Origin of the sequence: Vibrio kagoshimensis, from assembly GCF_050337535.1 — a bacterium.
GTDB lineage: Bacteria > Pseudomonadota > Gammaproteobacteria > Enterobacterales > Vibrionaceae > Vibrio > Vibrio gallaecicus.
The window spans coordinates 188880-209656 of sequence record NZ_JAKJSZ010000008.1; the positions used below are offsets into that span (position 1 = coordinate 188880).

Sequence of the window (20777 nt, forward strand, 5' to 3'; positions counted from 1 at the left end):
GTGGCTTGTTATAAAAACAGTGCAGCATATCAATATGCAGGCAGAAGAAGTAAGCCTATAAAACAAAACCCCGAGCAGCCAAGCTACTCGGGGTTTCTTATTCTAAAATAACCTAACGGTTACATTAGCAAATTAATTAAGCTTTAGCAGGACGTGCTGCACGCTTACGTTCGTTTTCAGTAAGAAGTTTCTTACGAATACGTACGTTAAGTGGCGTTACTTCAACTAGCTCATCTTCATCGATAAACTCAAGAGCTTGCTCTAGAGTGTGTTTGATCGGTGGAGAAAGAACTTGTGCTTCATCAGTACCAGATGCACGAACGTTCGTTAGCTGTTTACCTTTCAGACAGTTTACTGTCAGGTCGTTTGAACGGTTATGAATACCGATTACTTGACCTTCATAAACTTCATCCGCGTGCTCTGCAAATAGGCGACCACGAGCTTGAAGGAAGAACAATGCGTAAGTCAATGCTTTACCAGTTGCGTTCGAAACTAGAACACCGTTATTACGCTGACCAATGATACCGCCCTTGTATGGACCGTAGTGATCGTATGAGTGGTAGATAAGACCAGAACCAGACGTCATTGTAAGGAATTCAGTTTGGAAGCCGATAAGACCACGAGAAGGCATCATGAAGTCCATGCGAACACGGCCTTTACCATCTGGTGCCATATCTGTTAGCTCACCCTTACGAAGACCGATGCTTTCCATGATTGCACCTTGGTGCTCTTCAAGTACATCGATAGTAACCGTTTCGAACGGTTCCATCTTCTGACCATCTTCTTCTTTGATGATTACTTCTGGACGAGATACAGCTAGCTCGAAACCTTCACGGCGCATGTTTTCGATCAGGATAGATAGGTGAAGTTCACCACGACCAGATACACGGAAACGGTCTGGACTATCAGTTTCTTCAACACGCAGTGCAACGTTGTGTACTAGTTCTTTTTCTAGACGCTCAAGAATGTTACGTGAAGTAACGAATTTACCTTCTTTACCAGCGAATGGAGAAGTGTTTACTTGGAATGTCATTGTTACTGTTGGTTCATCAACAGACAGTGCTTCCATCGCTTCAACATTGTTTACGTCACAGATAGTGTCTGAAATTTTCAGCTCACCAAGACCTGTGATTGCAATGATGTCACCAGCGTTTGCCACTTCAACTTCGTGACGGTCAAGACCTAGGTAACCAAGAACTGTACCTACTTTACCATTACGCTTTTTACCTTCAGCATTAACAATCGTTACTTGCTGGTTTGGTTTAACACTACCGCGAGTTACACGACATACGCCGATAACACCAACGTAAGAGCTGTAATCTAGTTGAGAAACTTGCATTTGTAGTGAACCATCAAGGTCAACTGCAGGCGCTTCAACTGTATCAACAACAGCTTGGAATAGTGGTTCCATGTTCTCGCCAGTAACACCTTCTTCCATTGTTGCCCAGCCATTAAGAGCTGATGCGTAAACAGTAGTGAAGTCTAGTTGCTCATCTGTAGCACCTAGGTTATCAAACAGGTCAAAGATTTGATCCATAACCCAATCAGGACGAGCGCCTGGACGGTCAATCTTGTTAATTACAACGATTGGCTTAAGACCGTGTGCGAATGCTTTTTGCGTTACGAAACGAGTTTGAGGCATTGGACCATCAACTGCGTCAACGATAAGCAGAACAGAATCAACCATAGACATGATACGTTCAACTTCACCACCGAAGTCCGCGTGTCCCGGAGTATCTACGATGTTGATACGGTAATCATTCCAGTTAATTGCTGTGTTCTTAGCAAGGATTGTAATGCCACGCTCTTTTTCGATGTCATTCGAATCCATGACACGCTCTTCAGCTTCACCACGAGACTCAAGAGTGCCTGACTGTTGTAGCAGTTTATCAACCAAAGTCGTTTTACCGTGGTCAACGTGCGCGATGATCGCGATATTTCTTAACTTATCAATCTGTGGAGTAGACATGGATTCTCGATTCACTCATAAAAGTAGCCGCATATAACCTCTGAAAATAGAGGAAATGCCACTAGCTTGATTTAAAAAACGGTCAATAATATACCAGATTTTAGACAAAACCCCAGAAATATGTGATCTGATACAAACGTTTTTTTATTTTTTTGATTCGCCTTGTTTTAAGTTCAACCATTTACTGGTTTTAACCTCTAATAATTTTGAACATTATTCTCTAAATCACACCATTAAAAAATGAATGTCTCGTGAAATGAAAAAAGTGGATTGACAATAAGTGCAATTCATTGCTGAATGGTATCGGGTTTGTGGCTCACATTGGTGCAAAACAACCAATTAGCACCAACTTGGTGCAAGCGCAGATCATTTTGGTGCACAGAAAGTGCAATCACACGCACCAAATAAAGTAAAACATTGAAATTAATGGAATAATTTTTTTGGCATGATTTTGGCTTTAATGAATTCAGCATCGATTAATGCAAATGACAGACATTAATCAATGCTGGTTTCATCCGAATCTAGCTAATACCGATTTAATAACACTGGAGGTTATCCAAGATGTCAGTAGAAAATGTACTATCGCTGATCCAAGAAAACGAAGTTAAATTTATCGACTTACGTTTTACCGATACAAAAGGTAAAGAGCAGCATATTTCTATCCCTTCTCACCAACTAGACGCAGACTTCTTTGAAGAAGGCAAAATGTTTGACGGCTCTTCTGTAGCTGGTTGGAAAGGCATTAACGAATCTGACATGGTAATGATGCCTGACGCATCATCTGCCGTTCTTGACCCGTTCACAGAAGACGCAACGCTAAATGTTCGTTGTGACATTCTTGAGCCTGCAACAATGCAAGGCTACGACCGTGACCCACGCTCAATCGCTAAACGTTCAGAAGAATACCTACGCTCTACTGGTATCGCAGATACAGTTCTAGTAGGTCCTGAACCAGAATTCTTCTTATTTGACGATGTTAAATTCTCAAATGACATGTCTGGTTCTTTCTTCAAGATTGATGACGTAGAAGCAGCTTGGAACACAGGTTCTGACATCGAAGGCGGTAACAAAGGTCACCGTCCTGGCGTTAAAGGCGGTTACTTCCCAGTAGCTCCTGTAGATTCTTCTCAAGACATCCGTTCTGCAATGTGTCTAGTAATGGAAGAGATGGGTCTAGTTGTTGAAGCTCACCACCACGAAGTAGCAACTGCGGGTCAAAACGAAATCGCAACTCGCTTCAACACGCTAACAACAAAAGCTGATGAGACTCAAATCTACAAGTACGTTGTACACAACGTTGCTCACGCATTTGGTAAAACAGCGACATTTATGCCTAAACCACTAGTTGGTGACAATGGTTCAGGTATGCACGTTCACATGTCTTTAAATAAAGATGGCGTTAACCTGTTTGCTGGTGATAAATACGGCGGCCTATCTGAAATGGCACTGTTCTACATCGGTGGTATCATCAAGCACGCCCGCGCAATCAACGCATTTGCTAACCCAGCAACAAACTCATACAAGCGTCTTGTTCCTGGTTTCGAAGCTCCGGTAATGCTTGCTTACTCAGCACGTAACCGTTCTGCTTCTATCCGTATCCCAGTAGTACCAACTCCGAAAGCACGTCGTATCGAGCTACGTTTTGGTGACCCAGCAGCTAACCCATACCTTGCATACTCTGCAATGCTAATGGCTGGTCTTGACGGCATTAAGAACAAGATTCACCCAGGCGAAGCTATGGATAAAGATCTATACGACCTTCCAGCAGAAGAAGCAGCTGAAATCCCAACAGTAGCTGAATCTCTACAAGAAGCTCTAGCAGCTCTTAACGAAGACCGTGAGTTCCTAACTGCTGGCGGCGTATTCTCTGACGATTTCATTGATTCTTACATCACTCTGAAATCAGACGACGTACAACGTGTGAACATGGCTACACACCCACTTGAATTTGAACTGTACTACTCAGTTTAATTTGATTGTCGGTATTGCATAGCCTCGATTTAGTCAGGTAATGCAAAATGTAACGTAGTTACAATTTATTAGGCTCGCCTCGCAGGCGGGCCTTTTTTATACTTAAAATCCTGATTCTTCTCGTAATATATTGTCGGCAACAGCTCATTATCGGCAAAAGATTAAGCTGCCCACACAAAAATAAAAACAATACAAATCCAATACGTAAACAACCTTACTAAGTGCTGAATCCAGAAGGTAGAGAAGAATGAAACAGATCCTAATATTACTTGGACTAGCCTTCGCTATTCCTACAATACATGTTACGACCTTAGCTCATGCACAAACTGTGTATACATGGGAAGATGAAAACGGTGTGCTTCATTTCAGTGATTCACCAATACAAAGCGCTAAGCAAATTACTCTACCTCAATTAGAAGCATCAGCCCCTGCCCCAAAATTTGAGTCATCCACTCCCGTCGATCCCCCTAAAATGGACGCACAGAAAAAGCCGCCTAAAAAGAAAGATAAACCAAAAAAAGATCTAGAACTCATGCTCACTATGGTTTCTCCTCAGCATGATGAAACCATTCGTAGTAACCGTGGAAACCTTACGATACAGATAGAGTTAAACCGTAAGTTGGGGATAGGTGAACAATTACAACTAATACTCGATGGTCGTCGATATGGCGCTCCACAGACCCAAGCAATGTGGCAATTAAAAAATATAGATCGAGGCACTCATACCTTATCAATTCAAGCACATAGAAGCGGCAAGCTTATTGCATCTACTAGTCCTGTCACTGTGTTTTTACACAGAGCGACAATCAAGTAGGTCAATCGGTTTAAAAAGGGAATAAACAAGTACATATTCCCTTCTTTTCCTCAATAATCAGCCTCTATTATGAATTATCTTTAGCTTCTGATTGATATGCGCCATACTTGAATTTACCACGCACCAACTTGGTGCAAGGATAAAACCAGTTCAAGGATGCGACAGTGAACCGTTCAATTCAAAGCGACAGCATAGATACCCATCAGCTTTCTAACGCAATTCTCGATAATATGGTCACGGCCATTTTATTGCTCGATGAGCAACTGTTCATTCGTCATGCCAACCCTGCAGCTGAGCAGCTTTTTTCTCAAAGTGCTAAACGTATTGTTGATCATCCTCTCACCCAGCTTATTCAGCATGCTTCATTGGATTTAGCCTTGCTCACTCAACCCCTACAAAGCGGTCAAAGTATTACTGATAGTGACGTGACCTTCGTTGTCGATGGTCGCCCTCTTATGTTGGAAGTGACAGTAAGCCCAATATCTTGGAACCGTGAGACACTGCTGCTCGTCGAGATGCGTAAGATTGATCAGCAAAGACGTTTAAGCCAAGAACTGAACCAACATGCGCAGCAGCAAGCCGCTAAATTATTAGTTCGGGGATTAGCGCATGAAATAAAGAACCCTTTAGGTGGGTTAAGAGGTGCGGCTCAGTTACTTGGAAAAATGCTGCCAGATCCATCCTTAAATGAATATACGCAAATCATTATCGAACAAGCTGACCGCCTGAGAATGCTCGTTGACCGGCTACTTGGTCCACAAAAACCAGGTAAAAAGTCAGAAGAAAATCTTCACCAAATACTAGAAAAAGTTCGTCAGTTAGTTGAGCTTGAGGCGGGACCAGCCCTTACAATTGAACGAGATTACGACCCGAGCTTACCCACTTTTCTGATGGATCCAGCTCAAGTAGAGCAAGCCATGCTAAATATTGTTAGCAATGCCGCCCAAATTTTGTCCAAGCAAGAACGGGCTAGAATCACCATTCGCACCAGAACGGTGCATCAAGCCAATATTCATGGGAAACGTTACAAGCTCGCGGCACGTGTCGAAATCAATGATAACGGCCCAGGAATTCCATCAGAGCTGCAAGACACCTTGTTCTACCCGATGGTCAGTGGCAGAGAAGGTGGTACGGGATTAGGGTTATCCATATCTCAAAACTTAATCGATCAACACCAAGGAAAAATCGACGTAGAGAGCTGGCCGGGTAATACAACTTTTACTATCTATTTCCCAATATGAGCTTCATAAGCTCGCGAAACGACAAGTTCACGGGCAAGTAAAATTGAAGATATAAAAACAACAACGCATAAAAAATATAAATTCGCACATTAAGCAGTTGCCGCAAAGGAATCACATTATGAGTAAAGGGTATGTTTGGGTGGTTGATGACGACAGTTCAATTCGTTGGGTTGTAGAAAAAACACTGTCATCCGCCAATATAAAATGCGAAACATTTGCTGATGCAGAAAGTGTGTTGCTAGCACTTGAGCGTGAAGCACCAGATGTACTCGTGTCCGACATTCGCATGCCAGGAATGGATGGTATTGAGCTACTTAACCAAGTGCATCAAAAATCCCCAGACCTCCCAGTCATTATCATGACTGCGCACTCCGATCTCGACGCTGCAGTGAATGCTTACCAAAAAGGGGCATTCGAATATTTACCTAAGCCTTTTGATATTGACGAAACCTTAACACTTGTTGAGCGTGCAATCGCACACAGTCATGAGCAAAAACGCGACCAAGCGAATGAGATCACCGACAGTAATCCACCTGAAATTATTGGTGAAGCACCTGCGATGCAAGAGGTGTTTCGTGCCATTGGTCGTTTATCACGATCTTCTATCTCTGTTCTAATTAATGGTGAATCAGGTACAGGTAAAGAATTGGTTGCTCATGCTTTACATAGGCATAGCCCTAGAGCCAAGAAGCCATTTATTGCACTTAATATGGCAGCCATCCCTAAAGACTTAATCGAATCCGAGCTATTTGGTCATGAAAAAGGCGCTTTTACTGGTGCAAATAGCGTTCGCCAAGGTCGGTTTGAGCAAGCAAACGGCGGCACGCTTTTTCTGGATGAGATAGGAGATATGCCTCTCGATATCCAAACAAGGCTATTAAGGGTCCTATCTGATGGCCAGTTCTATCGAGTAGGGGGTCACTCAGCCATAAAAGTAGATGTACGTATCGTGGCAGCTACCCACCAAGATCTTGAGCGATTAGTGAATGAAGGTGACTTCCGAGAAGATTTATTCCACCGACTGAATGTCATTCGAATCCATATTCCCGCACTGAGGGAACGTAAACAAGACATTGAGAAGCTGACTCAACATTTCCTTGTGCTTGCGGCTGAAGAGCTAGCCGTCGAAGTGAAAACATTGCATAAAGATACGGTTGCAACGTTAAACAAACTAACTTGGCCCGGAAATGTGCGTCAACTTGAAAATATATGTCGTTGGTTAACTGTAATGGCAAGCGGTAGTGAGATTTTACCTTCCGACCTTCCAACAGAATTACTCGAAGAGAAAAAAAACATTTCCAGTCAAGGCACTGAAAACTGGCAAGAAAAATTAGGTGATTGGGCAAAGTGTGCGCTTGCTTCAGGAGAAAAAGAAATACTTTCTTATGCGCTTCCTGAATTTGAACGTATACTTTTAGAAGCAGCCCTAGATCATACAAATGGTCACAAGCAAGACGCAGCGAAAGTTTTAGGCTGGGGCAGAAACACCTTAACTCGAAAATTAAAAGAGCTTTATTAGTTCGACCACCCCTAGCGAAGTAGCTAAATTTTAATCAAAAATAGTTCGCTAGGGAGACTTTGAGTGGGTACAATTACAGTACAACATACATAGTTATAGCCAAACATGTCCATAAAAGCACAAATTACATTAAGAACTGCCGTTGTTCTGCCTTTCGTGATGATTTTTCTCTTCACTATTGGTGTAATTGTGTTCGCTCAAAAGCAAAACTATGAAGAAATGGTGACTGACATTAGCGCTAGGCAGCTCACGTCATTAACTGAAAACGTAAACAAAAGCTTAACGGTTTTTCTCCAAGAACCCTTTAACGCAGCACTGGCACTAAGCCATACCATTGGCTATCACGGCTTATATAAGCCCGGTGAAACCGAAGATATTCAACACTACATGTTTGAAAGCTTTTCAAACTTGTACAGTTCAATACCACAACTTGATGTATTAGGTTTTGGTTCTGAGGATACCAATTATGTAGGTTTTCGAAAGGAATCTAATAATGGGTATACCCTAATGATTCAAGATGACCGTACAGAAGATAAGCTCGTTATTTATAGAGGAAGTCAGCTTAGCAGCGACATTCGCTCTGTTATATCCGGTTATGACCCGAGAATTCGCCCTTGGTATGCTCCGGTTGCGGCATCCAAGAAACCACTTTGGTCATCCATTTACGCCAATGCTGATGAAAGACAGGAGATCACCTTATCTGCACTTTCCCCTATCTTCGATAATCAATCCTTTATCGGCGTATTTGTCGCAGATATTAAGATCGATACTTTTAACTACTTCCTAAAAAGTATCAAAGATAAAACCGATACTTCCGTATACATTATTGATAAAGAACAGCGCCTAGTCGCTCACTCAAGCGGTGGCAGTGTGCTTTCTTGGGGTACGGACAAAACGGAAAAAGGGGTTCGATTACTAGCCACTGAAAGTTCAAACCCAATCATCAGTGAAAGTGCAAGCTATGTTGAACAGCTCAATCTAACAGCAAACAAAAACGCACAGCGCTTTAGCTTCAAGCTCAATGGTGAGCGCTACTTCAACCAAATAACGCCTTATGAAGACGAATATGGAATCACTTGGTTCATTGGCATGTCTATTCCTGAATCAGACCTACTCGGCGATTTACCGGAAAACCAACGTAATAGCTGGATAATTGGGTTAATTGTTAGCTTAATTGGCATCGCACTTGGATTAGTCACTTTCAATCACATAACACGACCAATCACTTCAACAGCCGCAGCAGCTAAGCACCTTGCTAAAGGTGATTGGGAAAGCAATATGCCGCAGCCAGGGCATATCTATGAAACCAGCATGCTAGTGTACGCTTTCACAGAAATGGCAAACAATTTGAAAGCGTCATTTAATGCTCTTCAGTCCCAGTTAACCTATGACTCCCTGACTAATTTATACAGTAGAGAAGGGTTCATTGACGCTTACAATAAGCTAGAAGATAAGAGTTGTGGCAGCCTCTATCTAATCGGGATTGACCGATTTAGAGATATCAATGACAGCTTGGGGCACTATAACGGTGATCAACTACTAATTATTGCAGCGTCTCGATTAAGAACCACATTATCGGAAGAGTACTTACTCGCACGAACGGGTGGTGATGAGTTTGCTATCTATGCGCCGGCAATAACTCAGAAAGACGACATCAGCTTACTTTCGCACCGATTAGTGCAAACTTTTGCTTCTCATTTCAGTATGGAGGCTGAAAATGTTGTAGTGAATGTCTCTATTGGTGTGGTGAAATTCACTGAACAAAATGACATGACGCTCGGGTTACGCAACAGCAGTATTGCATTAAGTAATGCCAAACAAGATAAAACACGCATCAGTATTTATAGCTCTGAAATGGGTGAGGCTTCACGCCACCGTACGACTATGCTGGCTCGTATTAATACCGCAATTGAACGCCAACAATTCGAACCTTTCTATCAGCCTATTATTGATTTAGAAACAGGAGCAACAGTTGGAGCTGAAGCTTTAGCGCGTTGGATTAGCGATAAAGGCATAATTTCACCGTTGGAATTCATTCCATTAGCGGAAGAAAGCGGCTTAATTAGCGATATTGGACACCAAATCTTACACAAAGCATGCCGTGATACCGCCAGCGCGATTGAATCTGGGAAATGGGACTTGGATTTCACAATCCACGTTAACCTATCTGTTGACCAACTGATTCAGAAAAACTTCATCCAAGATGTGAAAAATACTCTCCAGTCCACACGACTACCTGCAAGAAACCTGACACTAGAAATAACGGAATCACGCATCGTCGACAATAACCCAATCATCATTGAAAACATGCTCGCATTGAAGTCATTAGGTATTTCCATTGCCATTGATGATTTTGGTACCGGTTACTCTTCTTTGGCTTACTTGCACAAGCTTCCTTTTGACTGCTTAAAGATAGACCGCAGCTTTGTCAGTAAATTAGAAAAAGAAAATCTCGACAGCTCTATCGTTGCTGCCATTGTAAATATCACAAAAGGCTTTAAAGCGAACCTGGTAGCTGAAGGAGTGGAGACACCATTACAAGCGGAGCTGTTATCCCAATTAGGCTGCCCTCAAGCGCAAGGCTTCCTATACAGCCGCCCTGTCCCCTTCAATGAGTGGCCAACAGATTTGGTGAACATGAAGTAGAAAACAGCGAATTTCGCTGCTTTCCAACGCATTTGTTACTGACACAGCTCTTATTCATTTTTATACTGATACCACCGCACACACATTCTCGATCTGGATACTTTCTAATGATAACTAAAAATTTGCCCCTTACTGATTTGCACCGCCATTTAGACGGTAACATTCGTACTCAAACTATCTTAGATTTGGGTCAGAAGTTTGGTGTTGCGTTACCGGCTTATGACGTTGAAGCTCTCACTCCACACGTTCAAATTGTTGAAGCAGAACCATCACTAGTGGCATTTCTTTCTAAACTTGATTGGGGTGTAGCGGTACTAGGTGATTTAGAGGCTTGTCGTCGTGTTGCTTACGAAAATGTAGAAGACGCACTGAATGCTCAAATTGACTATGCTGAACTACGCTTCTCACCTTACTACATGGCAATGAAGCACAAGCTTCCAGTTGCTGGTGTGGTTGAAGCTGTTGTAGACGGTGTCGAAGCTGGTATGCGTGACTTTGGTGTAAAAGCGAACCTAATTGGTATCATGAGCCGTACATTCGGAACAGACGCATGCCAACAAGAGTTAGACGCGATTCTTACTCAAAAAGACAAAATTGTAGCTGTTGATTTAGCTGGCGATGAACTAGGTCAACCTGGTGACCGCTTTGTTACTCACTTCAAACAAGTGCGTGATGCTGGTATGAATGTCACCGTTCACGCAGGTGAAGCTGCCGGTGCAGAAAGTATGTGGCAAGCAATTCAAGAACTAGGTGCAACACGTATAGGTCACGGCGTGAAAGCTATTCACGATCCTAAACTAATGGATTACCTTGCTGAAAACCGTATTGGTATTGAGTCTTGTCTGACTTCAAACTTCCAAACAAGTACGGTTGAAACTCTTGCTAACCACCCTGTTAAGCAATTCCTTGAACACGGTGTGATGGCTTGTTTAAATACGGATGATCCAGCAGTTGAAGGCATTGAGCTACCGTATGAATACGAAGTTGCAGCACCACAAGCTGGTTTAAGCCAAGCACAAATTCGTCAAGCTCAAATCAATGGTCTTGACCTTGCTTTCATCTCTGATGTTGAGAAGCAAGAACTAAAAGACAAAGTAGCCAATCGCGCTTAATGACTTAATGCTATAACACTTTAGTTCTTTAGTGCTTAGCAAAGTCTAGAAACAAAAATGCCAGCTTAATGCTGGCATTTTTTATGGAGTCGAATATTTAACGCAACAAGTTAAATCACTCGTGAGAACTGTTGCTGACGAGCTTTAGCACGTAAGTATTTATCGAAACACATACAAATATTTCGGATCAATAATCGACCACGTAAAGTCACTCTAATCTCTTTATCATCCACTTCAACTAGCTCATCATTAATGAACGTCTGTAGAAGACCTAGGTCCTCTTTAAAGTATTGATTAAATGTGACTGCAAATTCAGACTCAATCTTCGTTTTATCCAATTTGAAATTACAAATTAGCTGTTTAATCACTTCACGGCGAAGTAAGTCATCGCCATCGAGCGCAACCCCTTTCCATAAAGCATGGCGTAGGTCATTGACTTGCGCATAGTACTTCTTCAGATCTTTTTGGTTTTGCGCGTAAGCATCCCCCATCATAGAGATAGCAGATACACCAAAGCCAACCAAATCAGCTTCACCTTGTGTGGTGTAGCCTTGGAAATTACGATGCAAAACACCTTTTCGCTGAGCAACTGCCAATTCATCATCAGGTAAAGCAAAGTGATCCATACCGATGAACTGATAACCCGCGCCCGTTAGAGTCGCGATCGTATCTTGTAAAATTCCCATGCGCTCTTCAGCAACAGGGAGATCTTCTTCTTTTATTTTACGTTGCGCAGCAAACAATTGCGGCATGTGCGCATAGTTAAATACAGATAAACGACCTGGCTGCATTTCTAGCACTTGCTTTAATGTTTCAGCAAAAGAGACTTTTGTCTGCTTAGGTAAGCCATAGATTAAATCGAGGTTCGTCGAACGGAAACCTAGGTCTTTTGCACGCTTAACCATAGCGATAATGAAATCTTCATCTTGCTCACGGTTAACCAGCTTTTGTACTTCTTTGTTGAAGTCTTGAACACCAATACTTAAACGGTTGAACCCTTCATTGCGTAGGTGATCAAGCATATCTAGCTCGATTTCACGAGGGTCAACTTCAATACTGATTTCAGCCGTTTCAACAAAGTTAAACTCATCATGAATGATCTTCATTAGACGAGTAATTTGCGCTTTATTTAAGAATGTTGGCGTACCACCACCAAAGTGCAACTGAGTCACATTTCGGTCATGTAATAGAGAAGCGCGCTGGCGAATCTCATGCTCAATCACATCAAGGTATTCATCCGCTTTGTGAGAGTGGCGGGTGATCACTTTATTACAACCGCAGTAATAGCAAAGTTTATGACAAAATGGGATATGTACATACAAAGATAGTGGTCGATCAGGGTATTGGGTACACGCCATGTCGTAGTCTGCTACGGTGAACGCTTCATGAAATTCCAACGCCGTTGGATATGAAGTGTAGCGCGGTCCAGAATAGTTGTACTTGTCTAAGATGGCTTGATCCCAAACGATTTGCTGGTTGGTTACGACTGGCTGACTCGACATGATGGTATTTCCGGTTAAGATCAGATGCGCATGGCGCTCACTGATCAGTTTTACATACTTAAAATTATAGACTGGCTATTCTGCCATATGACTTTCAAAGCAGTTTGATGCGACAACAAGTTTTGGCAATTAATATTCAGAACTGCTAGCACGATCACTCATGCTTGCTTTAAAACAAAAAGGCTTACCGGTTTCAGTAAGCCTTTGGGGTTATATCATTTGGATGTTGATTTGATTATTGAGTGGCTGCACCTTTTTCTGGAGCACCTTTAACTCTTCAATAATCGTATCATTCAAGCGGGTTTCAGCTTTATGCCGTGCTAAGTTTTGCTCCATACGCTCTTTCTTCTCAAGCGCTTGTCTGTCTTCACCACGAGCCATATTTTCTACAATATGGAACAGCTCAGACGTTGCTGGATACTCCGCGTCAAAGTCGACACGCTCATCACCTTGAACATTATCCATAATGTAATAAATACGAATGCTCAATTCTGATAGGTCACACTGACCTTGGATTCCAGCTAAACATAGCGTATTTACATTTTCGTAAATGTTCGCGTTGCGCTTTTCAATCGCTAACGCTTGATGCTGTTTTTGCAGTTCCGTCTGCTTCTTCACTTGAAGTAGAAGGTAACCTGCATAAGCACCTAAGCCGAGAATGATCACTCCACCAGCAATGGCTAATAAGGTTACATTCATTCGATATTACCCTTTGAAGCTGTCTAGATCGAAGTCTTCAAACTGAGATAACAAGTCCTCATCAGAACTCGCTTTCTTTTTCTTCACCACTACAGGTGCTTCTTCAAAGATTTCATCTTCAGATTCTTCGTCTTCTTCTGGCTCTAATAAGCCTAAGCGACCCATTAGATGTTCGATACGATCCAGCTTCTCATCAACAAATTTCTGTAGACCAGCACCTAGGTTTTCACCATTTTCAATGCGATCTAGCAGAGTATTCAGTTGAGCATCGTTCTCAAGCATTTCAAGCTCTTGCTCGTTAGAAAGCTTACGCTCTTGCTTATTCGGCTTCTTAGCCGGCTCAACGATCAATGGAATTTTTTTCTTACTGCCTAAACGAGGGTCACGATTTTGTGCTGCTTTACGCTGCTGTGCATCGCTACCATCTGAATGACGGCTACCTGATTTTAAGCCTTTACGCTTTTTAATACGCTTACGTTCACGACCTTCAACGTTAGACTCACTACGGTTTCTTGTTACCATAGGCTCTGGAGCACCTAATGCTCCCGGCTTTCTTGATTTCTTACTACGACCCATTACTGCAGTTTCCTCAGTAAAATTACATCATTTCCAACAAATTCTAGTTCGAGCTTATCCCGCTCAGCCAAAAACTGGAATGTTTGACGACTAAAGAAGACTACATGCGTAGGATCATTCTTATAGTGCCAACCAGCAAACGCATCCACGTCTATTACTAGCTTGGTCATAAGACCAATCCAGCCTTCTGGCTTAACTAAATTTAACCATTGCTGCCAAACTTTATCCGGTTGATAGAGATGCTCTATTACCTCAGTGGCAGTCATAAAGTCGTACGTTTTTTCCAACACCGAAGTTTCGGGATGGTAATAGATATCGTACAAATCCATGGTGTGTCCGGCTTCTTCTAACATAATAGATAATGTAGGACCGGGACCACAACCAAAATCCAATCCATGTGAATTGGATGAAATTTTGCCTGTTAATGGCTCAGCTATTCGAGATAAAAATCGACGATAGCCTGCATCATTCGGATCGTTCTCATGGAGATCGTATTGCGCTTTTTCTTCGCTTGCAGCTAATCGTTGCCGAGGATTAACAAATACCAACTCACATTGCTGACATTGCAAAAATTCTCTGCGTTTGTCTTCAAAGTAGTGATTCACATCATCGTGATGGCATAAGGGACAAGTATACATGCGCACATCCTTAAACAGGGATGCGAAACATACCAGAAAGTGCGTATATAGTGGAGTGGTATTGGGTGTTTTTTCATCAAACCAATAAAAAAAGCGATAGGAAAACCTATCGCTCTCTAAATCTGCCTATTATGGCCAAAGTTTGTATACTCAACTTGGTACACAAATCTCCATTTGTTATTGGTGCTTTCCTTGCCAAATTTGTTTGTTGGTCATCGTCCTGATGAATTTTGGCTTTCCTTTTCTAACATCTTGTTACTGGGCTATCCTAGCCTGATCCGTTTCTGTCTATACCTTCAGACAAGTCGATCATCCATATCTAGTTCAGCTCCTTGCTGATGGCGGATACTCTACCCTCATGGGCTTAGACTGCAATGGCTTAACTTCACAGTTTTCGAACGTTATTCCATCAACTTATAAAACATCTAATTTTCATTATCTTAGAAATTAAGACCTATGATCGTGCGGTAAATAATAGTCGATCTCTCACAAACAAAGAGGGGAAATAGAACTTCGCTCAACCACTCCCTACAGCCATCTATCGAAAACAACTTCATAAGCACTCGTGAATTATATATTTCCCATATAAAAGAAACGCCCCTATCGTATTCCGATAGGGGCGTTTCTCAATTCTGTGCTCGAACGTATATGTAATTCAGACCTATTTATTATTTTTATAGGTTAAGAATGATTAGTGTAGGCCACCAACATATTTAGATAGGGTGTCGATATCTGCATCTGTTAACTTTTTAGCAACATCACGCATCATCGCATTCATATCATTATTACGGCTACCATCGCGGAACTTTTCTAGCTGCGCTTTGATATAATCAGCATGCTGACCTGAAACTTTTGGGAAACCTGAAAGTTCAGTACCGTTACCACGCGGTCCGTGACACGCGATACAAGCGGTAATTCCACGCTCTGCATCACCAGCGGTATATAAAGCTTTACCTTCCGCAACCACGTTTTCTGGGGTTGAATTGTTTGAAATTGGTAAAGAGGCATAATATGCCGCCAGATCTGCCATATCTTCTTCAGATAAAGGCATCGCCATTGCACCCATTACAGGTTCATACCGACCTTGCTTACCACCACTAGTCATACCTAGCTTAAGCTCTTTTAACTGCTTCTCTAGATACTTAGCATGTTGACCAGCCAGTTTAGGGTACTGTGTGATCAGGCTGTTGCCGTCAGCACCGTGGCAGGCAACACATGTTTGTGATTTGGCTTTACCAGCTTCAATACTGCCTTCCGCCCATACTGAGCAGCTGGCTAAAAGACTCAAAATTAGCGCTAATTTCTTCATGACATTCCATTATAATTATCAAGCTTCCAGTACCACTCTATGTTGCCACTCATGGTACAATAGGCGACCTTATGCCGAGCACGGTTATTTTACACAAATTCACAAAAAAGTAATCAATCGACTACACAAAGTCGAGATGGAGTTAACAGTGAGCGTAAAAATTCATTATCAAAAGACGCATTTCATTACTAGTGCACCCGATATTCGTCATTTACCAGAAGACGAAGGTATCGAAATTGCGTTTGCAGGACGCTCCAATGCTGGTAAATCTAGTGCACTAAATCGCCTAACCAACCAGAAAGGTTTAGCGAAAACCAGTAAAACACCAGGTCGAACTCAACTTATTAACCTATTTAAGGTTGATGAAGGCTGCCACATTGTCGATCTTCCTGGATATGGATTCGCACAAGTTCCACTAGAGCTAAAGAAAAAGTGGCAACAGTCGCTTGGTGAATACCTACAACGTCGTGAATGCTTAAAAGGTCTTGTCGTGTTGATGGATATCCGTCATCCGATGAAAGATCTCGATCAGCAAATGATCTACTGGGCAATCGACAGCCGTATTCCAGTACAAGTTCTACTAACTAAAGCTGACAAATTAAAAAGTGGTGCTCGTAAAGCACAACTTCTTAAGATCCGTAAAGATGCCGAATCTTTTGGTGGTGATGTGAACGTTGATGTTTTCTCTTCACTGAAAGGTTTAGGGGTTGATCAGCTGCGCAGTAAACTTGACTCTTGGTTTGCTCCTGCATTTGCTCATCTTCTAGAAGAAGATCTGGATAACGATGTAGATTCAAACGACGAATAAACACTATCGCAATAACTGCTTTATAAATGACAGCGGTTAAAAAAGATAAGTTCGAAGAACAAGTTAAATATAGCCTCGCATCATTGCGGGGCTTTTTTATGCCAGTTGAAAATTGATGAAGGTAAGGAAAAGGAAACCTACCCTCCCAACAGCAAATAAGAAGAAAGAATAGTTAAGCCTAGTATCGGGCGAGATAAGCAGATAAGCAGATAAGCGATCTTGATTTATAAAGAGAAATAACCCAATTAGAAAAGAAATAAACTTACAAATAGGAATTTTTCGTTAATAACGGATAAGTGCTAAAGATAAGAAAAAGAGAGAGGGAAAAGAGACTTGTAGAAATTTTCTTTGCCACAAGAAAAAACGCCCCAGTCAAATACTGACTGGGGCGGCTGAATCAGCCTAATCCAATAACGTGAAACAAAAGGTCTGAAAGATAGAACATCTTACCTCTGTACCCTACGAGATTAATGTACAACAATTGCTCAGAAATGGAAATAGATTTTGTAGTTTTTTTTCACTTAAGTTTTATTAAAGAACACAATAGCCATTCATCGAATAACTTTTTTTTAGACAAAAAAAAGCCAGCGTTTGTGCGCTGGCTCATGCTAATTATGTCAATAAGCTCTATTTTTGACTAATGAGCTTGGTCCCAGTTGTCTCCACTCCCAGCTTCGGCAACTAAAGGTACTTCTAGATTCGCGGCAGATTCCATCAATTCTTGTACTTTACTTTCAATTTCAGCCAAAGCTGACTCTTCAACTTCAAAAACCAATTCATCGTGAACTTGCATAAGAAGTTTCACACGACCATCACCTTCCGCTTGAATCCACTCATCAACGAGTAACATCGCTTTTTTGATGATATCCGCAGCGGTACCTTGCATTGGAGCATTAATCGCAGCGCGTTCAGCAGCTTTACGACGCATACCGTTACGTGATGAGATTTCAGGAAGGTGTAATCGACGACCATAGATAGTTTCAACAAAGCCTTGCTCAGATGCATTACTACGGGTGTCTTCCATATATTGCATGACGCCAGGGTAACGTTCGAAGTAAGTATCCATATAGTGCTGCGCTTCACCACGTGGAATGCCTAACTGCTTTGCTAAGCCAAATGCGCTCATGCCATAAATCAGCCCGAAGTTAACGGCTTTAGCACGGCGACGCTGCTCTGTAGTGACATCATCAATGCTCACACCAATAATTTCAGCTGCAGTTGCCGCGTGAATATCTTTACCTTGTTGGAAAGCTTCTAATAATGCTTTATCGCCAGATAAGTGCGCCATAATACGCAGCTCAATCTGAGAGTAATCGACTGCTAAAATTTTCCAGCCGTGAGGTGCTACGAATGCCTGACGAATTCGGCGCCCCTCATCGTTACGAATTGGGATATTTTGTAGGTTTGGATCGGTCGAAGATAAACGCCCAGTTGCCGTAACAGCCTGATGATAAGAGGTATGCACCCGACCAGTTTCAGCATTGATCATCTTAGGCAACTTATCAGTATAAGTAGACTTCAGCTTCGCCAAGCCGCGATATTCAATAATCAATTTAGGCAGCGGGTAATCTAATGCTAGCTCTTGAAGCACTTCTTCATTAGTAGAAGCAGCACCCGATGGGGTTTTCTTAATAACGGGCAAGCCCATCTTTTCGAATAAGATAGCTTGAAGTTGCTTAGGTGAATTCATATTGAATTCTTGCTCTGCAATCTCGTAAGCTTTTTGCTCTAACTCATCTAAGCGAACTGCGATTTCTTGAGATTGAGCCCCCAGCAGCATGTCATCAATAAATACACCAGTACGTTCAATTCTCGACATTACTGGTACAAGAGGGATTTCAATCTCCTCATAAATGGTTTTCAGCTTTTCATCTTGCTCAATGTTTTCCATTAAACGATTGTGCAGACGTAAAGTGACGTCAGCATCTTCAGCCGCATATGGCGATGCTTCTTCAATATCGATTTGATTAAATGTAAGCTGCTTTTTGCCCTTACCTGCAATCTGCTCGAATGAAATGCAGCTATGTTGTAAGAAACGAAGCGCTAAGCTATCCATATCATGCTTACCACCTACGCTATTAAATACGTAAGACGCCAGCATGGTGTCGTGCTTAATGCCTTTCATTTCAATATCGTAACGAGCAAGTACACTTGCATCGTATTTTAGGTTCTGACCGACTTTAGCTTGAGCGTCATCTTCTAAAATAGGTTTTAACTGTTCTAATACCCAATCACGATCAAGTTGCTCAGGAACATCTAAATAATCATGGGCAACAGGTACATAAGCCGCAATACCCTCTTCTGTCGCAAACGACAAACCAACTAGGTTAGCCACCATGTAGTCTAAATTGTCAGTTTCCGTGTCAAAGGCAAATACATCGGTCGCTTTAAGCTTATCTAGCCACTGATTAAAAGTGTCTTGATCAAGAATGGTCTCATATTGGCTGCGATCGATCGTCACTGCTGAAGTGTTCATTTCTGCGGTAGAAGATGCAGCAGGCGCATTGCTACGTACCGCTCCCGACTTTTCATCCGCTTCTACAACGCCACTGCCACCTTCAAGTAACTCATTAAGCCATGACTTAAAGACTAATTGACCATAAAGTTTGATAAGCTCATCAGTATTAGGCGTTGCTTTCACTAGTGATTCTGGCGTCTCTTCCAGCTCCACATCAAGCTTAATAGTGGCAAGTTCATAAGACATGGTTGCATTATCTTTGTTATCGATAAGCTTTTTCGCCATGGTTTTAGAACCACGGAAACCAAGTGCTGCTATGCCATCAAGGTTTTCGTATAACTTCTCGATACTTCCTATACCTTGAAGTAAAGCCGTTGCCGTTTTATCTCCAACACCTGGTACTCCAGGAATGTTATCAACCTTATCGCCCATAAGTGCGAGGTAGTCGATAATAAGCTCTGGTGGAATACCAAATTTCTCTATCACACCTTCTCTATCCATCACAACGTTAGTCATTGTATTGATAAGAGTGACGTTCTCATCCACCAATTGAGCCATATCTTTATCGCCCGTACTGATCAGCACAGGGATACCGGCTTTAGAAGCTTGCGAAGCTAAAGTGCCAATCACATCATCGGCTTCTACGCCAGAGATAGAGATAAGAGGTAGACCCATAGCTCGAATAACGTTGTGCAAAGGTTCTATCTGACAACGTAAATCATCTGGCATTGGTGGGCGATTTGCTTTGTACTCTGGATACATGTCATCACGGAACGTTTTTCCCTTCGCATCAAAGATTACTGCAATACGATCAGAAGCAAACTGGCGCATCATACTTCGAAGCATGTTCACCACACCGTAAACGGCATTTGTTGGAATATCACCATTACTCATGGTGCCTGGGTAGGCATGAAAAGCACGATAAAGGTAAGAAGAGCCATCAATAAGGATCAATGGATTATCAGGAATACGAGCCATAATATTTGTGTATCCAGTAAGTACAGAAATGATCTGTTAAGGATGCCACGTCTCATGTTTTGATGCTACGTTATCAGACTTACCGCACCAGCTTTAAAGTTAATACTTTTTATCCAAGACTCACCTAAATTGTGGATAACTCTGTTTATATTATTTATACACACAATCTAAACAATGCAAGTTAAGAGCAGAAATTGCATTTAAGTGATTGATAAAAATAAAAATAAACACAGATCGAACAATACAACAATGATCTTTTTTCGATCTTGCTCTGTGGAAAAAAATACTGGTGTTGTTTTATTCACAAGAAATGAAGATTTGGTTTGCGCAAATAGAAAAAAAGCGACACCCGAAGATGTCGCCTAGCAAAAAGCGGTAAAGCCATTCAAATTGAATACTACAGCTCTACCAAAAAGCTATAAATTACACTGGAAGCAATGTGAGCAATGTCGTGTCAAAAAAGAACTTAGTACAAGTTCGCTAGAAATCTGTTCTCAGCCAGTCTAAACAAGCTGATTCAACATCCTTGTGAACTGT

Annotated in this window: 15 protein-coding genes; 7 read left to right on the forward strand and 8 right to left on the reverse strand. The window is 41.9% G+C overall.

The window, feature by feature from the left end:
• Window positions 1–136: 136 nt before the first annotated feature.
• A complete protein-coding gene (gene typA, locus L4C37_RS09640; protein ID WP_137373944.1) occupies window positions 137–1969 on the reverse strand; it encodes a translational GTPase TypA in 1833 nt (610 codons plus the stop codon).
• Between the two features lie 561 nt (window positions 1970–2530).
• On the opposite strand from typA, the gene glnA reads away from it, so the two are divergent.
• The 6 genes from glnA (at window position 2531) to add (ending at window position 11272) form a co-directional block, all read left to right on the forward strand.
• Window positions 2531–3940, forward strand: a complete 1410-nt coding sequence (gene glnA, locus L4C37_RS09645) for a glutamate--ammonia ligase (RefSeq protein WP_137373943.1) — start codon at window positions 2531–2533, stop codon at window positions 3938–3940.
• Window positions 3941–4187: 247 nt separating this feature from the next.
• Window positions 4188–4754: a DUF4124 domain-containing protein gene (locus L4C37_RS09650; RefSeq protein ID WP_429768445.1), complete on the forward strand. Its 567-nt coding sequence runs from the start codon at window positions 4188–4190 to the stop codon at window positions 4752–4754.
• Window positions 4755–4918: 164 nt separating this feature from the next.
• On the forward strand, window positions 4919–5995 hold the full coding sequence (gene glnL / locus L4C37_RS09655; protein ID WP_372265654.1) for a nitrogen regulation protein NR(II): 1077 nt from the start codon (window positions 4919–4921) through the stop codon (window positions 5993–5995).
• A 118-nt stretch (window positions 5996–6113) separates the two neighbouring features.
• Window positions 6114–7514 (forward strand): nitrogen regulation protein NR(I), encoded by a 1401-nt coding sequence (gene glnG, locus L4C37_RS09660; protein WP_137373941.1) that lies wholly within the window; start codon window positions 6114–6116, stop codon window positions 7512–7514.
• A gap of 105 nt (window positions 7515–7619) precedes the next feature.
• Window positions 7620–10160, forward strand: a complete 2541-nt coding sequence (gepA, locus tag L4C37_RS09665; RefSeq protein WP_137373940.1) for a phosphodiesterase GepA — start codon at window positions 7620–7622, stop codon at window positions 10158–10160.
• A 107-nt stretch (window positions 10161–10267) separates the two neighbouring features.
• The gene (gene add, locus L4C37_RS09670) at window positions 10268–11272 is read left to right on the forward strand and encodes an adenosine deaminase (protein ID WP_429768446.1); all 1005 of its coding nucleotides are present in this window, start codon (window positions 10268–10270) and stop codon (window positions 11270–11272) included.
• Between the two features lie 110 nt (window positions 11273–11382).
• Here add and hemN read toward each other — a convergent pair whose 3' ends face one another.
• The 5 genes from hemN to L4C37_RS09695 form a co-directional block, all read right to left on the reverse strand.
• On the reverse strand, window positions 11383–12774 hold the full coding sequence (gene hemN / locus L4C37_RS09675) for an oxygen-independent coproporphyrinogen III oxidase (protein WP_273297023.1): 1392 nt from the start codon (window positions 12772–12774) through the stop codon (window positions 11383–11385).
• Window positions 12775–12984: 210 nt separating this feature from the next.
• Entirely contained in the window at window positions 12985–13473 is a 489-nt protein-coding gene (locus L4C37_RS09680) for a DUF2489 domain-containing protein (RefSeq protein WP_273297024.1), read from the reverse strand.
• A gap of 6 nt (window positions 13474–13479) precedes the next feature.
• Window positions 13480–14049 (reverse strand): Der GTPase-activating protein YihI, encoded by a 570-nt coding sequence (yihI, locus tag L4C37_RS09685; RefSeq protein WP_137373936.1) that lies wholly within the window; start codon window positions 14047–14049, stop codon window positions 13480–13482.
• Complete coding sequence (locus L4C37_RS09690) at window positions 14049–14687, reverse strand: class I SAM-dependent methyltransferase (protein ID WP_429768448.1); 639 nt, start codon at window positions 14685–14687, stop codon at window positions 14049–14051. The genes yihI and L4C37_RS09690 overlap by 1 nt, the downstream gene beginning before the upstream one ends.
• Before the next feature lie 691 nt (window positions 14688–15378).
• The gene (locus L4C37_RS09695) at window positions 15379–15996 is read right to left on the reverse strand and encodes a c-type cytochrome (protein WP_429768450.1); all 618 of its coding nucleotides are present in this window, start codon (window positions 15994–15996) and stop codon (window positions 15379–15381) included.
• Window positions 15997–16144: 148 nt separating this feature from the next.
• Here L4C37_RS09695 and yihA point away from each other — a divergent pair, with 148 nt between their 5' ends.
• Window positions 16145–16804 (forward strand): ribosome biogenesis GTP-binding protein YihA/YsxC, encoded by a 660-nt coding sequence (gene yihA / locus L4C37_RS09700; protein WP_273297382.1) that lies wholly within the window; start codon window positions 16145–16147, stop codon window positions 16802–16804.
• Between the two features lie 397 nt (window positions 16805–17201).
• On the opposite strand, the gene spfP is transcribed toward yihA, so the two are convergent.
• Window positions 17202–17249 (reverse strand): small protein SpfP, encoded by a 48-nt coding sequence (gene spfP, locus L4C37_RS22465; protein ID WP_438356636.1) that lies wholly within the window; start codon window positions 17247–17249, stop codon window positions 17202–17204.
• Between the two features lie 192 nt (window positions 17250–17441).
• Window positions 17442–20240: a DNA polymerase I gene (polA, locus tag L4C37_RS09705; RefSeq protein ID WP_429768451.1), complete on the reverse strand. Its 2799-nt coding sequence runs from the start codon at window positions 20238–20240 to the stop codon at window positions 17442–17444.
• Window positions 20241–20777 lie beyond the last annotated feature (537 nt).

Bases quoted from the DNA above. Each gene is read 5' to 3' on its own strand.
- add (WP_429768446.1), top strand. From the start codon at position 10,268: ATGATAACTAAAAATTTGCCCCTTACTGATTTGCACCGCCATTTAGAC.
- gepA (WP_137373940.1), top strand. From the start codon at position 7,620: ATGTCCATAAAAGCACAAATTACATTAAGAACTGCCGTTGTTCTGCCT.
- typA (WP_137373944.1), bottom strand. From the start codon at position 1,969: ATGTCTACTCCACAGATTGATAAGTTAAGAAATATCGCGATCATCGCG.
- L4C37_RS09680 (WP_273297024.1), bottom strand. From the start codon at position 13,473: ATGAATGTAACCTTATTAGCCATTGCTGGTGGAGTGATCATTCTCGGC.
- yihI (WP_137373936.1), bottom strand. From the start codon at position 14,049: ATGGGTCGTAGTAAGAAATCAAGAAAGCCGGGAGCATTAGGTGCTCCA.
- L4C37_RS09695 (WP_429768450.1), bottom strand. From the start codon at position 15,996: ATGAAGAAATTAGCGCTAATTTTGAGTCTTTTAGCCAGCTGCTCAGTA.
- L4C37_RS09690 (WP_429768448.1), bottom strand. From the start codon at position 14,687: ATGTATACTTGTCCCTTATGCCATCACGATGATGTGAATCACTACTTT.
- glnG (WP_137373941.1), top strand. From the start codon at position 6,114: ATGAGTAAAGGGTATGTTTGGGTGGTTGATGACGACAGTTCAATTCGT.
- glnA (WP_137373943.1), top strand. From the start codon at position 2,531: ATGTCAGTAGAAAATGTACTATCGCTGATCCAAGAAAACGAAGTTAAA.
- hemN (WP_273297023.1), bottom strand. From the start codon at position 12,774: ATGTCGAGTCAGCCAGTCGTAACCAACCAGCAAATCGTTTGGGATCAA.
- L4C37_RS09650 (WP_429768445.1), top strand. From the start codon at position 4,188: ATGAAACAGATCCTAATATTACTTGGACTAGCCTTCGCTATTCCTACA.
- polA (WP_429768451.1), bottom strand. From the start codon at position 20,240: ATGGCTCGTATTCCTGATAATCCATTGATCCTTATTGATGGCTCTTCT.